This window comes from Micromonospora jinlongensis, from assembly GCF_013410645.1.
In the GTDB taxonomy this organism is placed as follows: domain Bacteria; phylum Actinomycetota; class Actinomycetes; order Mycobacteriales; family Micromonosporaceae; genus Micromonospora; species Micromonospora zamorensis.
The window spans coordinates 1,244,362-1,261,155 of the sequence record NZ_JACCHK010000001.1 but is presented as its reverse complement, the minus strand read 5'-3'; the positions used below and the strand labels follow the sequence as shown (position 1 = coordinate 1,261,155).

Here is a 16,794-nt window from a genome sequence, read left to right as displayed (position 1 = left end):
TGAGCAGAGGTGACAGATGACGGGGTCGACCGAGCTGGTTGATGAGGAGCTGGCGGGCCACGAGATCGCGACGGAGGAGCCGGACTCCTCGGGCCACTCAAGCGGCGTCGAGGAAGAGAACCTCATCGACGGCGAGGACGTCGACTCCGACCATTACATCCGGGCTCCGTTCGATCCCGAGCTGATCGACGTAATCACCAAAAACACGACGGTGGACCTCCTGCTGTCCCGCATCCGCACTCACCGGGTCGACCTTCAGCCCGACTTTCAGCGCCAAGCCGGCATCTGGCGAAACAAACAAAAGAGCCGCCTCATCGAATCGCTGTTACTGCGGATTCCGCTGCCGACCTTCTACGCAGCGGAGAACGACGACGAGGTCTGGGCGATGGTCGACGGCATCCAGCGGCTTACGACGATCGCCGAGTTCATCGAGCCTGAGGCGATCGGCGCCGAACCGCTGCACCTGCGCGACCTCGAATACCTCGGCCATGACTATGACCAGGCGACCTTCGCCGACCTGCCGGACCGGCTGCAGGAGCGGTTGCGGGAAACCGAGCTGATCGTTCATCTCATCCGCCGGGACACTCCCGAAGAGGTCAAGTTCAACATCTTCGCTCGGCTGAACACCGGTGGGCTTCCGCTCACGCGTCAGGAACTGCGACACGCCCTGATGCCAGGCGCCGGACGCGACATCCTCCGGCACTGGGCGGATTCCGAGATATTCAAGGAGTCGACCGGCTACGGCGTGCGCAGCGATCGGATGGCCGATCGGGAGATGATCCTACGGTTCCTCGCGTTCCGGCTAACGGATCCGCTGACCTACGGCGATGACGATTTCGACGCCTTCCTGCGTAAGTCTATGCGCAAGCTCGATCGGCTGGGCACGACAGAGACTCAGGTGCTGCGGGAAGAGTTCGACAAGGCGTTGAACGCCGCGTATGACATCTTCGGTGGCTGGGCATTCCGCAAGGTCGACCGCATGGGCGGTAGCCGGCGGTTTCCTATCAACAAGGCGTTGTTCGAGGCAATCGCGGTCAACCTCGCCACCCTCAGCGCGCAGGAGATCGCCGTCCTCGTCAAGCGCCATCGCCGGGTCGAAAAGCATTTCCTCAGCCTGATGTCGGACGTCGACTTCATGTCGGCCATCTCGCAGGGCACCGGCGATCCGGCGAAGGTTCGGCGGAGGTTCACCGCCATTGATGAGATGTTCCGGGCAGCCGGCGCGTAGTCGAGCCACATCGACAGCTTGCCCGTTCCGCGGCAGGGGCCCGGACCTGACCGACGCAGTTTCGAGCCGATGCGGTCAGGTGATGCCTGTGCGGGCGGCGAAGCTGCGGAGCCCGGGTAGTGCCTGGCGGCGGTCGACGCTGAGCAGTGCGCCGGTTAGCTGCTGAGCCCAGGGCCGATATCGGACCTCCTGCGGAGCCGTCTGCTCGGCGGCGAGCAGTGCCCGGTACGCCTCCGCGTGCGCGCCGCGGCCAAACAGGGCCAACGCAACGTCCTCCCAGTACCGCGCCCGCCGCTCCACATTGCCCAGCCGCTCCGGACGCAATGCGCGGGCGTATTGGACCGCTGCGCCGAAGTCACCCAGTGTCCGGGCGACACTGATCTTGTAGAGCGCGACGTCCACCCCCGCGAAGCCGCTGCCCGCGCCGGCCCGCCGGCTGGCCTCGTCTGCCTCTGCCAGCAGCTCCCAAGCGGTGTCACGGTGGTCCGAAAGTGCGGCCGTGTATGCCGCTGTCGCCAGCAGTCGTCCGTACGCGCACCCCTGCTCAAGCGAGGTCAACCCGGTCGCCGCATCAAGGGCCTGGGCGGCGCTGATCACCGTTTGCTCTGCCCGGGCTCTGTGCCGGGAACGTCGTAACACGATTGCCGAGATCCGCGCCGTCTCGGCGGTCAGGAGCGGGTCGTCGGCTTCCCGGGCCGCCTGGCGAGCCCGGTCCATGGCCGACCACGCCATGCCGTCCTCATGCAGCTTGATGAGCACCTGCGTGGTCAGGTGATAAGTCTCGGCCAGGATGCTGGCCGTCGTCGACCGAGCGTCAACGTCGGCGATGCTGTGGGCAGACGTTGCCGTCGATACCAGCCCCGACAGCCGTGACGATAATCGGGTGTAACGGCAGGCATGGAAGTCGGACCAAGCGGTGCCAAGCGCCGCACGTAACCGAGCCGGGTCAACGAGGCCGGCCGGGGCCGGTGCATTCCCCAGCAGTGCGTCCTCCAGGCTGCTGACGACGCGGCCAGGCATCGCAGCCGGTCCGTCATCCGCCACGGGAATGGCAGCGCCCACGATGCCTGCCAGGCCGCCGAGCACGTCACGTCGTCGCACCGGACCACCTCCCGCCTCGCGCGATGGCTCTTCACCGAGCACCCTATCCAGTGAGCCACCAAGACGGCTGAATCTCCGGCCGTCTCCTGTCGCGAGTCCGAACAGCTCCGGCGGAATGTCGAATATCTCGGCGAGGCGACGCAGCACCGTGACGTCCGTCAGCGGTTGGCGGCCACGCTCGATCCGGGAGAGGGTCGCCGCCGAGTATCCGCAGCGCTGGCCGGCCTCCGCGAGGGTGAGCCGAGCAGCGGTACGCGCGACCCGCAGCAGCACGCCGAAGTCCCCCGTGGAGGCCGCCTGCTTGGCCTCCGGCAGCTCGTACCAGCGACGGTCCGCACCCATGGCGGCCTCCAGTCGGCCCGATATTGCCTCTGTCGACTGTGCTGCGTGAATGGCGTCTCACGCAAGGCTGTTTCGCAATACGACGCGCCGGGTGCCTGAACACCCACATCCCTGCTGTGCTGAACCCGATGACCGCTACCCGTTGGGAGTCGTGATGGATGAATCGGAGAAGCGGACGCCGGGTGATCTGCCGTCAGCCGTGGTGGGCCGTACCCTGGCTGTCGGCGCGTCGGCCAGTGCGGTGCTTCTGGTGGTCGCGCTGAGCGGTCCTGAAGGCACGGCAACCGCTGCGGTCGCCGCGGTTGGGGCCATCGTCACTGCACTGGTAGGCCTCGCCGCCAGCCACTCTCGTCGGGATGACCGACAGTGATGCGCAGGGGTTCCGGCTCGCCTCAAAAACCTTCGTGTTGGTCGCTCTGCGCATTGCCGAGCCGCAACAGCCGGACGACGAAGTCCGCGGCGTTTCGCGCCGCCGGCGCCTGAGGGGCGCTCGTCTTGTCCCGGCCCCAGTCGGAGATTCCTTTTACGAGAAGCCAGTCGGTCTTGGTGCGGGCCGCCGCGGCGTAGAGCCCAGCCAACTCCATCTCTCCGCCGATCGCCTCCTCGTCCTGGCGCTGCAGCCGAGCACGTTCCTCCGGGTCGTTGAGCAGGGTGTTGAGGGAGAGCACGGCGCCGAAGTGAACGGGCGGACCGGTCCACCCGTGCGTCGCTGCGCGCGCTCTGCTCAGCAGCGGGATGGCCGGTTCGGGTCGGGGACCTCGGTTGATCTCGTGACGTTCCCCGTCGACGACCGTCACCTTGCGGTGGTCAACCGCCCGCAGTTGCGTCGAGACGATGAGGTCGCCGAGTTCCTGGTCGCCCCCGTCATACCTGCGTGAATTCAGGCCGTAGCAGACGCCGGTGAGGATCACCGCGTCCGGGGACAGGTGATTGAGGAGTGCCCCGGCAGTGGTCGTCATCCCGTGGGAACTCACCGTGCCCTGTTCGCTGTGCGCAAGGACGATGTCGTTCGAGCCGAGGGTGCCGAGCCGGAAGACGGTGTGCAGGTCGACCTGGTCGGGTCTCGGGTCGGTGCAACCGGTTTGCTCGCAGACGGCCGCGATGACGGCGTCTCGTTCGGTCTCGTTGACCACGAGCAGCAGGACCGCCGAACGTGCGGCAGGCTCATCATCAAGGTGGGCGTACATCATCTTCTTTCGTTCGTCCTGATAGCGGAGATGGCGCCGTAGCCCGGTGAGCACACATGCCACCAGCACGGGCCCCAGAAACATGGTCACCACACCGAGGCTGCGGGCTTGCCAGGTGAGAGGCTCAAAGGACGAGGATTGCCAGCTGAGGCGGTGCAGTAGCCACTCCGCTGCCTGGAAGAAGGTGACTGGCTGACGCGAGCAACTCCCGTCTCCACAACTCTGTCGCTCGACGACGGCGATGTAATGAGCCTGCATGCCGAGCACCAGCATTGTGGCCAGGCCCATCAACCGCAGCGCGCTGATGGGCTCAATGGCGTTGGTGGTCGGCGGCCTGACCTTTCGGGTCGGACGGTTGACGTACCAGTCCGATTCATCGACTTTGCGGAGCTGAGGAGATGCACTCAGCGCCTGCCGACCGGCCGCGTCGGTCACGCAACGAGCGCTGCAGGCCAGCAGAGTCGTGCCGTACGCGGCATCGACGGTTAAGTGGGCATCGAGGGCAGCAGCCCGATTCGCCGTCTGTTCCAACAGGCCCTCAACGGCCTCGGGGTGCGGGCTGTGGAACAGGGTGACGACCCAGTGGTAACTGCGCAGTTCGTCAGCAAGGAAGTCGCGGCCGGCACCGCGACGGTAGCTGAATCGGCGGAGAAGCGACCACATCAGCCGTAGCGTGCCGACGCTCATCTGAGCCGTCACGTAGGCAATCGCCGACAGTCCCATCACCACTGCTGCGGTCTTGCCCCAGGGAGTGAGCGCGACCGGCACAGCCACAGCTATGAGCGCCATCGGCGGTACGCCCAGGATTGCCAGATCCCACCAACGCACGACGAGCGCGAGTCCCTGAGGTGCTTTCGACCCCTTGGACCACTCTTGGGCGCGTGCCGTCGGTGGCTCAACGACGGCGAACGCGTCCTCTGACTTCCAAACGAGTCGATTCTCCCGTCCGGCCAGGTAAAGCAGCACGGACAACGGCGGTCGCGAGCGATGCATGCCCTGTCCCCGGGGCCTGATCACTCGAATGGCTTCGGTCGCCAACGGGGCTTCACGAACGCTGCGGGCAGCTCGGCGGCACTGCTCAAAATTCGGGGTGTCGTCCATCGTAGGTAGGCCGGGTCCGCTGTGGGGCTCGTGCGCCCTGTCGTCGTTGACGTGCCGGCCGTCATGCATGGAGGTCACCGCTCTTGCCGTCTCCGACGTGTCCGGTCTTGCGCCGCGGAGGAGAATGAAAGTCGTCAAAGTGTAGACGGTTCATGACTTACGCCTCAGTAATGGATCAGCGGTTACCCGCAGCTAGGAGGGTGTACGTGGAGTTCCTGTGGGGAGTGCTCAGCTCGCTCGCAGCTAGCCTGATCGGAGTGGTAGCCGTCTGGTTTGGCTCGCAGCGGGTCCGTGGTTGGCTGGTCGCCTGGCTGTCTCGCTTGACGGGCGTCGGTGTCTTACGGATCTACGCGACCCAGTCACTGGCCAACGGGGCGCTCGAGCATGACCTGCGGCGGGCTCGGTGGATCCGCGCCTTCGTCAGTCGCGGCAATGAGTTGACGAGAGACAGCTTCTCGGGGCTCTGGGCGGGCGGCAGCAAATCCGTCGAGGTCCATTTGCTGATCCCAGACCCTGACGTTGCTGATGCAGACTCCTGGCTGGCCAGGCGCGACCTGGAGGTGGGCAACCACGACCCAGGCTTCGGCGGAGGGCTCCTGGCGCGTCAGGTCAGGGCGAACATCGACTATCTTTGCGCGCGGATCGCCGGTCGAAACGAGGTCCAGATGCGGCTTTACAATCTGCCTCATTTTGGGCGGATTATCGCTACGGACAATGTCGTCTATTTGACCGTTTACCAGGACTCCGAGCATGGCCGAAACTCGCCCTGCCTGGTGTTCCGGCGGTCAAGTCCGATGTATGACCTCTGCCTGCGACTCTTCGCCCTTGCCTGGTCGGACGCACGTTCCGCCTGATCGACATAACGGCTGTTCCTTGGCCACCTTGACGGTCGATTCTGTCGCGACGCCGGTGCCAGGGCAGCCGCAGTGGGTAGGTGGCCCGATACGGTATGCAGCATGTCTTCGCCCAGCCCCGCGCCGCTGCTTCGGGAGTTCATCCACATCCCGGAGCGCACGAGCCAGAGCGACTTCGTGCTCAAACTCGCCGACAGCGTTGCCGACGCCGATGCCACCCTGCGCGACTATGTCGTCACGGAGCGGCTGCTCGCCAACTTCGATGAGGCGCTCGGGCTGATTCGCTCCGCTGTCGAGGGGCACGCATCGAAGGCGGCCTACCTGCACGGCTCCTTCGGTTCCGGTAAGTCGCACTTCATGGCGGTGCTGCACGCGCTGCTGCGCGGCGAATCCGCCGCCCGCGGCCGCGACGAGCTGGCCCCGCTGGTGGCAAAGCACAGCGTCTGGCTGGACGGGCGCAAGTTCCTGCTGATCCCGTACCACCTGCTCGACGCCCGCTCCCTGGAGCAGCGGGTGCTCGGAGGCTATGTCGATCGGGTCCGTGCGCTGCACCCCGACGCACCCATCCCGGCCGTGCACCGCACTGACGCGCTGCTGGAGCAGGCAGCCTCACTGCGGGAAAAGATTGGCGACAAGCAGTTCATCGACGGCCTGCCCGGCGGGGACGCCGAAGACGAGTGGGGCGACAGCGAGACGTTCTGGACGCCGGAGCGCCTGGATGAGGCGTTCGGCGGCGCGTACTCCGACGAGCTGCGCCGCAAGTTGGTCAACGCCCTGCTGACCAGCTGGAACGTCGGCTTCTTCAGCAATGCCCGGGAGGATGCCGAGGCGTTCGTCTCGCTCGACCGGGGCCTGACCGAGATCAGCCGGCACGCCAAGGAACTCGGCTACCACGGGTTGATCCTCTTTCTCGACGAGCTGATCCTCTGGCTGGCCAACTCGATCGGCGACCAGCAGTTCGTCTCCCGAGAAATCCAGAAGATCACCAACTTCGTCGAGGGCGGCGACACCCGCAGGCCGATCCCGGTCGTCAGCTTCATCGCCCGGCAGCGCGACCTGCGCGAGTTGGTCGGCGAGGAGGTCACCGGCGCCAACGAGCTGAGCTACCAGGACACCCTCAACCTGGCCAGCGGCCGATTCGACGTGATCAAGCTGGAGGACCGCAACCTCCCAGAAATCGCCCGCCGCCGGCTGCTCAAACCACAGACCGTCGAGGCCGGCGAAGCCATCTCCCGGGCCTTCGACGCCACCACCAAGGTACGGCGGGAGGTGTTCGACACCCTGCTCGGCACCGACTCCGGCAGTGGCGCCGACATTGACGCCTTCCGGTCGACGTACCCGTTCAGCCCGGCATTCCTCTCCACCTTGGTGCATGTTTCCAGCGCGTTGCAGCGCTCCCGGACGGCGCTGAAGCTGATGCGCCAGCTACTGGTCGATCGCCGCGACACCCTGCGACTCGGCCAACTGGTGCCTCTCGGAGACCTTTACGACGTCATCAGCACAGGCGGCGACCAGCCCTTCACTGAGAAGCTCAAGGCCGAGTTCGAGATGGCCCAGAAGCTCTACGACCTGAAGTTGCGCCCCTACCTGCTCAACCAGTACGACCTCACGGACGACGACCTGGACGCGGCGCGCCGGGGTGACACCCAGCAGACTGAGACGGTTGGACGTGTCCGCGCCTTCACCGGCGACGACCAGCTGATCAAGACGCTGCTGCTGGCCGCGCTGGCGCCCAGTGTCCCTGCGCTGCGCAATCTCACCGCCCGACGGCTGTCGGCGCTCAACCACGGCAGCATCACGAGCCCGATCCCGGGAGGTGAGGTCGCCCAGGTCAACCGGAAGCTGACCGACTGGGCCGGCCGGTTCGCCGAAATCCGCATAGGCGAGGGCGACGACCCGATCGTGTCGCTGGAGTTGGTCGGCGTCGACGTTGACAGCGTCCTGGCCACCGCCAAGCACTACGACAACGAGGGTGCCCGCAAGCACCTCGTGCAGCGGCTGCTCTGGAAACAGCTCGGCGTGCCGTGGAGCGACTCGTTCTTCGCCGAGGCCGCGCTGACCTGGCGGGGGAGTCGCCGCACGATCGAGCTGGTGTACGGCAACGTCCGCGACCCGCACGACATCCGGGACGAGGCATTCCCCCCGAACGACCCGACCGCCTGGCGCCTGATCGTCGACTATCCGTTCGACGACGGGAGTCATGGGCCGGCGGACGATCGGCAACGGGTCCAGGAGCTGAGCGGCCGGATGACGCCGCGCACGGTCTGCTGGATCCCGGCCGCTCTGACCATCGAACGCCGCACCGAGCTGGGCAAGCTCGCCATCATCGACAAACTATTGGAGGGCCAACGCTTCGACAGCCACGCTGAGCACCTCAACCCCGACGACCGCCGGCGGGCACACGCGGCGCTGACCAACCAGCGCAGCGCACTGCTGAACAAGATGCAGGCGCTGCTGCGCCAGGCGTACGGGCTGGCGGGCAAGCAGCCCTCAGATGTGCAGCTTGGCTTCGATGATCATTTGCAGTCGCTCACCCGGGCGTTGGAGCCGAAACTGCCGATGGGTGCCACCTTCGCTGACGCGCTGCGCAGCCTCGGCGATCAGATGCTCAGCCAGCAGTTCCCCGCCCATCCTGACTTCGACCCCGACCGCAAGGGCGAGCCCGTGCGTCTGCCCGAGGTGAAGGTCGTGCTCGACCACGTCCGGCGAGCGGTCGAGTCGCCGGAGGGACGCGTCGAGGTCGAGCGAGCGCACCGTCAGACCATGCGCCGGATCGCCAATCCGCTCGGGCTCGGCACGATGCACGAGGCGGCCTTCGTCGTCGAGGGCCAGTGGGCGCAGCATTTCCACCATAGGGCGGCCGCCGAGGGCGTCAGCGGTGAGCTACGCGTCGCCGACATCCTGCGGTGGATCGACGAACCCAGCCCACGTGGTCTCGACCCGATCGTGGCGCAGCTTGTTGTGGCCACCTTCGCCGAGCAGACCGACCGCGCCTTCCACCTGCACGGAAGCGCAGTCACACCTCCGCCTGAGCCAGCAAAGATCACGACCGACCACACTCTGCGCGAGGAGCGGCTGCCCAGCGAGGAAGATTGGGCAGAGGCTCGGGCCCGAGCCGGATCGATCTTCGGTGTGCACAACCTGAACTTGCGGCGGGGTCGGCTGGTGGCGATGTTTGGTCGCGACCTCAGCAACGAGGGCGCGCGGTATCGAGAAGCGGCGCACGGCCTGAGCGCCCGGCTCGAGCAGCACGACAAATGGCTGGGTATCGACCAGGCGTCGCCATCAGGGCGGCTCGCCACCGCTCGCGCCGCGGCCGACCTGCTGGAGCGGCTGGCGACCGGGCGTACGGCCGTGGAGATTATCGAGCGATTGGCTCGGGCGGAACTCGCCGGACCGGCCGACAGGGTCGGAAGAAGCATCAAGAGCGCGGCGCAGGTGTCTGCCGAACTGGCTGGCGCGGCGTGGGACAACTTCGAGATCATTGCCGGCCTCGGCGAGCCGTATGCCGTGGAGGCATCTGCGATCCTCGCCGAGCTGCGCCGCGTCGGCCAGGCCGACGAGTTGACCGCGCCGCTGAGCCCTGCTCTCCGGCGTGCACAGTCTGACGCGGTGGCGCTCATCCGCCGCGCAACGCGCCGACGCGACGATCCCGATCGCGGCCGACCGGACCACAAGGACGTCGAGCTGCCCGCCAACAAGGTTGAACTGGGCACCGGAGACCGCGGGGAGGCGCACGCGCAGGACCTGGTTACCGTTCCCGCCGCCGACCTCGGCCGGGCGGTGGAGAAGCTTCGGGCGCTCGCCGCCGACCACCCGGACGCGACCATCGAGGTCACCTGGAGAATCGTTTCGTGACCCAGGCACCTGCACCGGCTCAGGCACTGCGGATCAGCCCCGTGGCGCTGCGGCAGAAGGTGGCGCAGCAGCTCGAACGGCACCGTAACGGCGAGGCGTACCCCGTGATGGTGATCCGGGCAGAGCCGACATGGCCGCACGACCCGACGGTGCTGTTGCCGGACGGACGCCCGGTCCGAGTAGTGCCGTGCGTCTCTCCGCTGTCCGTGTGGGAGCACCTCGTCGCCGACCGCGACGAGGAGGTTCTCGTCCTGCTGACCGATATTCCAGAGTCGGTGCTGCACCACGGCGTGCGTAGCCGGGTTTTCCGCCAGCGCGTCATCACCGTGGAACCCTGGGACCTGGTTGTCGACGCGTTTGGCGCGCAGCTGCCGGACACCGCGCTCGAACGCGAGGCATGGGCCGGCGAGGCGTTGCTCGACGCCATGCCACCAGGCGGCTGGCCCGGGCTGGCCACATCGGTGCTGACTCGCGACATGGCTCTGCGGCATCTCGCGGCGGTGCGGCTCGGTCTCGACCGGCAGGGCATCGGCCCGGACGACCTGGACGTGACGGCGCTGTTGCGGTGGAGTGCCGAGCCAGGTGCCGTCGAGGCCTATGGACTGCTACGGGAGGCCGAGCGAACTGGGCTAGCACGCTGGCTGCTGGAACAGTTCGGCCGGCCGGCGAAGGCACTCTTTGCGCTGGTCGATGCCGGGCACGGCCACGAGGCGTTGCCGCTGGGCCTGGTCTGCAATGCGCTCTGGAGCGCCGAGAGCGCCGACTCGGTGCGCGCTCAGGGGCGCATCGACCAGTACTTCGGCAACCTCAACGACGATGTCACCGTGCGCAGCTTCGCGGCGGCGGCCGTGCAGGTGGTCGACGCCCTGTTGAACGCGCCGCGCACGGCGGTTCGCCGAGACGGACATGCCATCCTCGACCGAGCGGAGCAGCTGCTTATCCAGTTCTCTGCGGTGAGCAGCGCGGGCCACAGTCCGATCCTGCGGACCGGCTTCGCCAACCGCCTCGGTGTCGCGGCGGGAGCTCTGCTCGCCGGACTGCGGAACCCCGCAAACCCGGAACTCGACCTGGCGATCGAACACCTCGCAAAGCATCGGCTCGCTGAGGCCGAGGCAGAACGGGTGCGTCGAGCCCGGATGGCCCAGCGGCTGGTGCGGTGGCTCGGCACGACGGTGGTGGCGCCACAAAGCGTCGCCGACGGGGTGGACCGCCACATCGCCGAGTGGGGATGGGTGGATCAGGCGCTCAGCCACGTCTGGGCTGGCGAGGAAACCCATCCGCAGCTGCAGCGGGCGTACCGGGAAATCCATGAGCTGGCGCAGCAGCGGCGGCGTGACCTCGACGGGGCGTTCGCCGGCCGGCTCGCCGCGTGGGCCACCGCCGGGCCGGGCAGCGACGGCGACCTGCTCACCGTCGAGAATCTCCTGCCCCGCGTGGTCGATCCGCTTATCCGCGCCGGTCGACCCTTGCTGCTCGCCGTGCTCGACGGAATGAGCGCCGCAGTCGCGGTGCAGCTCGCGGACGAGTTGGCCCCGCACTGGGTGGAGTACGACCCGCTGGCAGGGTCGGGAGCGGCCCGGCGTCGGGGGATCGTTGCTGCGCTGCCCACCCTCACGGCGGTTTCCCGCACGTCGCTGTTCGCCGGCGCACTGCGTGCCGGGAATCAGGACCTTGAGCGGCGGCTCTTCGCCGAGGGGCGATGGGGCCGAGCCTCCCGAATCTTCCACAAGGGCCCGGCGCGCGGTGGTGCAGGCGAGGTCATCGCCGCCGACCTGACCGATGCGATGGCGAGCTCTGCTCCCGTGGTGGCTGTCGTGATCAACACGGTTGATGACGCGTTGGCCCACGGCCGGGAGGGCGATGAAGCCGGTTGGCAACTCAACGATCTCGGCTTCCTGCGCAGCCTGCTCGACCATGCTCGTCGCACCGGCCGGGCCGTCATCGTCACCAGTGACCACGGGCACATCCTTGAGCGTGGAGGTCAGCACCTCAAGACACCGGACGCGGCATCCGCCCGGCACCGGATCGGGGCTGGCCCGGCCGGCCCCGGTGAGGTGGAACTGACCGGTCCGAGGGTTATCTCGGAGGACAATCGCATCATCGCGCTCTGGGATCCGCTGCTACGCCACCGTCCGAGCCGGGCGGGTTACCACGGCGGTGCGTCGCTGGCCGAGGTGACCATCCCGTTGTTGGCCTACCTGCTGCCCAACGTAACCGACCCACCGGCGGGTTGGGCGCCCGTCGAGGAGCGCACCCCGGAGTGGTGGCAGACGGGCGTTGCCGCGTCGGAGCCGACCGCTCCGGCACGGTCGACGACCGCGCCGAAGCCGCGCCGGAAGGCACCTGCCGTGGCGGGCGACGCGCTCTTCGACGTGCCGGAAACGGCCTCCGGACCGCAGACGGCCCCGCCGGCCACCGACGGTGACCTGGTGGCTGCGCTGCTGGCCACCGAACTGTTCGAGGCACAGCACAGTCTGACGCCGCGCCGGGTGGAGCTGAAGAAGATCCAGGCAGCGCTGCGGGCGCTGGTCGATGCCAAGGGAGTGCTGCCCGTGGCGGTCCTGGCGCAGCGGGCCGGCGAGGCACCGGTGCGGGCGGTTGGCTTTGCCACCACCCTTCAGCGGATCTTCAACGTGGACAACTATCCGGTGTTGTCGCTCACCGACAACTCCCGGACCGTCCGGCTGGACCTGCGGCTCCTCCAAGAGCAGTTCCGCCTACCCGGGGGGCCTGCGTGACAACGGTAAGCCCGGCCCGCCGCCGCGAGGTGATCGACGCGCTGCGGCGAGGCGCTGTGCCATCTGCAGGCCTGGACCTTTTCGCGGTGGGATTGGATCGTTTCGGCACCGCAATCGGGGAGGACCTGGACAGTGTCGCCGCCGGGGCCTCCGTCTTCAAAGCGGTCCGCGGCGAGTACGGCTCCGGCAAGACGTTCTTCGCCCGTTGGATCGCCGAGCGGGCGAAGCAGGCGAACCTCGCCGTTGCCGAAGTGCAAATCTCGGAGAACGAGACGCCCTTGCACAAGCTGGAGACCGTCTACCGCCGGCTCGGTGAACGACTAACCACCTCGGCGTTCCCCCCCAGCGCACTCCGTCCCATCGTGGACGGCTGGTTCTACGCACTGGAGGAGGACGTTCTGGCGGCCGGTCAGGTCGCGGGCGATGACGCCGACGGTCTCGACCAAGCGGTAGCGGACCTGCTCGACCAACGGTTGGCCACGGTGAGTCGCCGCGCCCCTGCTTTCGCTGCCGCGTTGCGCGGCTACCGGGCTGCTGCCACACGGGGAGATGCCGCAACCGCAGACGCCGTGCTCGCCTGGCTCGGCGGGCAGCCGCACGTGGCGGCAGCCGCCCGTCGGGCCGCCGGTGTGCGCGGCGACCTTGACCATTTCGCGGCGCTCAGCTTTCTGCAGGGCCTGCTCGCCGTGCTGCGTGACAGTGGCCACCCGGGCCTGCTGCTGGTGCTCGACGAGGTGGAAACGCTGCAACGGGTCAGGTCGGATGCCCGGGACAAGGCGCTCAACTCCCTCCGGCAACTCATCGACGAAGTGCATTCCGGGCGGTTTCCGGGTCTGTACCTGGTCATAACAGGCACTCCAGCGTTCTACGACGGCCCGCAGGGCGTGCAGCGACTAGCGCCCCTGGCACAGCGCCTCGCCGTGGACTTCAGCACCGATCCACGTTTCGATAATCCCCGCGCGGTGCAAATCCGACTGTCGGGCTTCACCATCGATTCCCTCGTCGAACTCGGCGGTCGCGTACGGGATCTTTACGCCGACGGGTCGGCCGCGCCGGAGCGGGTGTCCGCGCTGGTCGACGACGCATACCTCGGCGAGCTGGCACGGGCGATAGCCGGAGGTCTCGGCGGCAAGGTCGGTGTGGCACCGAGGCTGTTCCTCAAGAAGCTCGTGGGGGAGGTGCTCGACCGGGTGGACCAGTTCCCAGAGTTCGACCCTCGACAACACTACGCGCTCACCCTGTCTACCGCCGAGATGACGGACGTGGAGCGGAACGCCACGAGTGCCGACGAGATCTCGCTCGAGATCTGAGGGATGTCGAGGTCATGACGAGCGGTGCCGAGCTGCTGCATCCAGTCGTCCTGCATCACGTCGTCAATTCATTGCAGTGGCCGGCGTTGCGGCCGTTGCAGGAAGCCGCGGTGCAGCCCCTCCTGGGTGGCGAGGACGCGCTCCTACTCGCGCCCACCGCCGGAGGGAAGACCGAAGCGGCGGTATTCCCGCTGCTTTCCCGAATGGCACAGGAGAACTGGTCGGGCACCTCCGTTCTGTACGTCTGCCCGCTGAAGGCACTGCTCAACAACCTTTTACCCCGGCTGGAGGCCTACACGGCCTGGCTCGGTCGCCGGACGGCGCTTTGGCACGGCGACGTGACGATGGGGCGGCGGCGTGCGATCCTCCGCGAACGACCGGACATTCTGCTGACCACTCCGGAGTCCCTGGAGTCGATGCTGGTCAGCACCGCCGTCGATCACGACACGTTCTTCGGTCAACTTCAGGCGATCGTCGTCGACGAGGTGCACGCGTTCGCCGGTGATGATCGAGGTTGGCACTTGTTGGCCGTGTTGGAACGCCTCAGCCGGGTGGCGGGGCGACCGCTGCAGCGGATCGGACTTTCGGCGACGGTCGGCAACCCGGACGAGCTGTTGGCATGGCTGCAGGGCTCGGGTCGCGGCAAGCGGTCGGCGCGGGTAGTGGCGCCTGACCTTCCTCCTGCGGCAGGTTCATCGATGTCTACGTCGCGTCCAGTCGGTGAGGTTGAGCTGGACTACGTCGGATCCGTGCACAACGCGGCGAAGGTCATCGCGGCACTCCATCAGGGGCAGAAGCGTCTGGTCTTCTGCGATTCAAGGGCGTTGGTGGAGGATCTCGGCCAACGACTGCGTGCACTCAACGTGACGACCTTCCTCTCCCACGCGTCGCTCTCCGTTGACGAGCGGCGGCGGGCTGAGGAGGCTTTCGCGCAGGAGCGCGACTGCGTCATCGTCGCCACCAGCACCCTGGAGCTTGGCATCGATGTAGGTGATCTCGACCGTGTCATCCAGATCAATGCCCCGCGCAGCGTCGCGGCCTTCCTGCAGCGCATCGGCCGCACGGGACGGCGACCCGGCAGCAGTCGCAACTGTCTATTCCTCGCGTTGGATGGGGAGGGACTGCTGCACGCGGCTGGCCTGCTGAATCTCTGGGCACAAGGTTGGGTCGAAGCAATCGTCCCCCCGCCCGAACCACGACACATCGTGGCCCAGCAGCTGCTGGCGCTCGCGCTGCAACGGCACCGCGTCGGTGACAACCTCTGGTCACAGGAGTGGAACGGGTTGACGCCCTTCGACAAGAGTGCGGACGTGATCGTGCGACACCTCGTCGAGCACGGCTATCTGGATGTCGACTCCGGAATGCTCTTCATCGGGCCGGAGACGGAACTGCGCTTCGGGCGTCGGCATTTTATGGACATGCTGGCGGTGTTCACCGCACCACCGCAGTTCACCGTGCTGGCTGGCCGCACCGAGATCGGCCGGACCGATCCCGCACTATTGACGGCCAAAGTGCTAGGTCCCCGGCTGCTGCTGCTCGGTGGGCGAAGTTGGCGCGTCACCTTCATCGACTGGAAGCGCCGCCGCTGCTTCGTTGAGCCGGCCGAGGGGGGCGGTAAGGCACTCTGGATGACGAATAGGTCGCCGCAGGGACTGTCATACCGGATGGTCCGGGCGATGCGTGACGTGCTGCTCGGCGCCGATCCGCCCGTCGCGCTCACTGGTCGAGCTGCGACCCGACTGGCCGCCTTGCGGGAGGACGCGACGCCCGTCGTGCATCCGGCTGGCACGGTCGTCGTCGGGGACGGGGACGGTGAGGTGAGATGGTGGACCTGGGCCGGTTTCCGCGCCAACGCCACGCTGATCTCCACGCTCAGCGAACTCACCGATGCGAGCCAGCGCTACGACGATGCGTCGATTCGACTACGTGCGGACGTGGACGGACCGACACTGCGAGCCGTCATGGCAGACGCGATCGAGCGTGTCTGCCAGCCGGAGGTGTCCGACAAGGCGCTCGCTGGCCTCAAGTTCAGTGCGGCCCTACCGGAGCGCCTCGCCGTCGCCACCCTGGCCGCCCGCCTGGCGGATATCCCGGCTGCACAGGCGGTGCTCGCCGAGCCCGCTCGAGTGACGTACCTTCCGATACCGTGACCTGAGGCGATGGTCATCGAAGCGAATCGAGACTGGGACGACTGGCGACGGTGAGCGGGGTCAGTCGGAGGCTGGCTGCGCCGGGTTGGGGCGGCTCTGTTGTGGCGGGATCAGTGGGGTGCTCACCGCGTCTGCCGGGTGTTCGGCGTGGCGGCGTAGGAGTTCGGTGATCCAGCGGGCGGCTTCCCGCTGCGTCGTGAGCATCTGGTCGCGGGCGTCGGCGACGTCCTGGTCGTCGGCGTGGGTGTTCAGGAGTGTCGCCCACTGGCGGCTCAGCTCCTCGGCGTACCGGGCTTTGCGCACCTGCTCGTCGAACTGGTACTCCAGTTCGAGCAGCCGGTCGACGTGCGGTTGGAGCGCCGGCATGATCCGCTCGTCGAGCCGGACGGCGGCGTCGGGGCGGCAGGTGATGACGATGTCACCCCGCTGGTAGGACCACTCCGGTTCGTCGGCGAGCGCCTGCCGCAACGCCACCTCCAGGTCACCCGCGCGATGTGGCGGCAGATTCCGGGCGGCGTCGGCGGCGAGCCGGGTCAGCCGTTGGATCGCGTTGGGCTGGAAGTACTGCACGTACCAGCTCAGCACCTCGGAGCGCAGGCTCGTCGACGATGACCAGGCGAAGGTGGCGCGGATGTGGAACGAGTACACGTATCCGCGCGCCGGGACCGTGATCAGCCGGGGCACGTCGCGCTGTTCCACGAGGGGACCGGGGGGCGACGGGGCCGCGCCGGAGCCGACGGGGGCCTCGTCCTGGAGGGCGGCGACCAGTCGATCCCAGTGCCGTGCCCACCACCGCCAACCGCGGACGCTCGCGTCGCGGGCGATGGTCAGCCCTCGAACGCCCCGGTGTCGCCACTGGTCCGCGGGCCTCGGCCTCCCATCGGGGGCGTCCGTCATGGCACCCCTCCACGGTCGCGGATCCGCG

At 67.6% G+C, this 16,794-nt stretch carries 10 protein-coding genes; 7 read left to right on the top strand and 3 right to left on the bottom strand.

The window, feature by feature from the left end; all coding sequences use genetic code 11:
* Window positions 1-16 precede the first annotated feature (16 nt).
* A complete protein-coding gene (locus tag HNR22_RS05330; protein WP_179779350.1) occupies window positions 17-1,228 on the top strand; it encodes a GmrSD restriction endonuclease domain-containing protein in 1,212 nt (403 codons plus the stop codon).
* Window positions 1,229-1,303: 75 nt separating this feature from the next.
* On the opposite strand, the gene HNR22_RS05325 is transcribed toward HNR22_RS05330, so the two are convergent.
* On the bottom strand, window positions 1,304-2,671 hold the full coding sequence (locus HNR22_RS05325) for a helix-turn-helix domain-containing protein (protein WP_179779349.1): 1,368 nt from the start codon (window positions 2,669-2,671) through the stop codon (window positions 1,304-1,306).
* A 154-nt stretch (window positions 2,672-2,825) separates the two neighbouring features.
* Between HNR22_RS05325 and HNR22_RS05320 the strand changes: the two genes are divergently transcribed.
* Window positions 2,826-3,041 (top strand): hypothetical protein, encoded by a 216-nt coding sequence (locus HNR22_RS05320; protein ID WP_179779348.1) that lies wholly within the window; start codon window positions 2,826-2,828, stop codon window positions 3,039-3,041.
* A gap of 22 nt (window positions 3,042-3,063) precedes the next feature.
* On the opposite strand, the gene HNR22_RS05315 is transcribed toward HNR22_RS05320, so the two are convergent.
* Window positions 3,064-4,959: a 5'-methylthioadenosine/S-adenosylhomocysteine nucleosidase family protein gene (locus HNR22_RS05315; protein WP_179779347.1), complete on the bottom strand. Its 1,896-nt coding sequence runs from the start codon at window positions 4,957-4,959 to the stop codon at window positions 3,064-3,066.
* A 206-nt stretch (window positions 4,960-5,165) separates the two neighbouring features.
* Between HNR22_RS05315 and HNR22_RS05310 the strand changes: the two genes are divergently transcribed.
* From HNR22_RS05310 to HNR22_RS05290, 5 genes are all read left to right on the top strand, one after another.
* Window positions 5,166-5,813 (top strand): hypothetical protein, encoded by a 648-nt coding sequence (locus HNR22_RS05310; protein WP_218906181.1) that lies wholly within the window; start codon window positions 5,166-5,168, stop codon window positions 5,811-5,813.
* A gap of 102 nt (window positions 5,814-5,915) precedes the next feature.
* Window positions 5,916-9,671 carry a BREX-2 system ATPase PglY gene (gene pglY, locus HNR22_RS05305; protein WP_179779345.1) on the top strand — a complete coding sequence of 1,252 codons (3,756 nt, stop codon included), beginning with the start codon at window positions 5,916-5,918 and terminating at the stop codon, window positions 9,669-9,671.
* Window positions 9,668-12,409: a BREX-2 system phosphatase PglZ gene (pglZ, locus tag HNR22_RS05300; protein WP_179779344.1), complete on the top strand. Its 2,742-nt coding sequence runs from the start codon at window positions 9,668-9,670 to the stop codon at window positions 12,407-12,409. Before pglY ends, pglZ begins: the two co-directional genes overlap by 4 nt.
* Window positions 12,406-13,719, top strand: a complete 1,314-nt coding sequence (gene brxD, locus HNR22_RS05295) for a BREX system ATP-binding protein BrxD (RefSeq protein WP_179779343.1) — start codon at window positions 12,406-12,408, stop codon at window positions 13,717-13,719. Before pglZ ends, brxD begins: the two co-directional genes overlap by 4 nt.
* A gap of 14 nt (window positions 13,720-13,733) precedes the next feature.
* Window positions 13,734-15,869: a DEAD/DEAH box helicase gene (locus HNR22_RS05290; protein ID WP_179779342.1), complete on the top strand. Its 2,136-nt coding sequence runs from the start codon at window positions 13,734-13,736 to the stop codon at window positions 15,867-15,869.
* Window positions 15,870-15,929: 60 nt separating this feature from the next.
* Here HNR22_RS05290 and HNR22_RS05285 read toward each other — a convergent pair whose 3' ends face one another.
* Window positions 15,930-16,766 carry a hypothetical protein gene (locus tag HNR22_RS05285; protein ID WP_179779341.1) on the bottom strand — a complete coding sequence of 279 codons (837 nt, stop codon included), beginning with the start codon at window positions 16,764-16,766 and terminating at the stop codon, window positions 15,930-15,932.
* Window positions 16,767-16,794 lie beyond the last annotated feature (28 nt).

What these genes read in the sequence shown, in the direction of transcription:
- HNR22_RS05330 (WP_179779350.1), top strand. Translation starts at nt 17, where the DNA reads ATGACGGGGTCGACCGAGCTGGTTGATGAGGAGCTGGCGGGCCACGAG.
- HNR22_RS05325 (WP_179779349.1), bottom strand. Translation starts at nt 2,671, where the DNA reads ATGGGTGCGGACCGTCGCTGGTACGAGCTGCCGGAGGCCAAGCAGGCG.
- HNR22_RS05320 (WP_179779348.1), top strand. Translation starts at nt 2,826, where the DNA reads ATGGATGAATCGGAGAAGCGGACGCCGGGTGATCTGCCGTCAGCCGTG.
- HNR22_RS05315 (WP_179779347.1), bottom strand. Translation starts at nt 4,959, where the DNA reads ATGGACGACACCCCGAATTTTGAGCAGTGCCGCCGAGCTGCCCGCAGC.
- pglY (WP_179779345.1), top strand. Translation starts at nt 5,916, where the DNA reads ATGTCTTCGCCCAGCCCCGCGCCGCTGCTTCGGGAGTTCATCCACATC.
- HNR22_RS05290 (WP_179779342.1), top strand. Translation starts at nt 13,734, where the DNA reads ATGACGAGCGGTGCCGAGCTGCTGCATCCAGTCGTCCTGCATCACGTC.
- HNR22_RS05285 (WP_179779341.1), bottom strand. Translation starts at nt 16,766, where the DNA reads ATGACGGACGCCCCCGATGGGAGGCCGAGGCCCGCGGACCAGTGGCGA.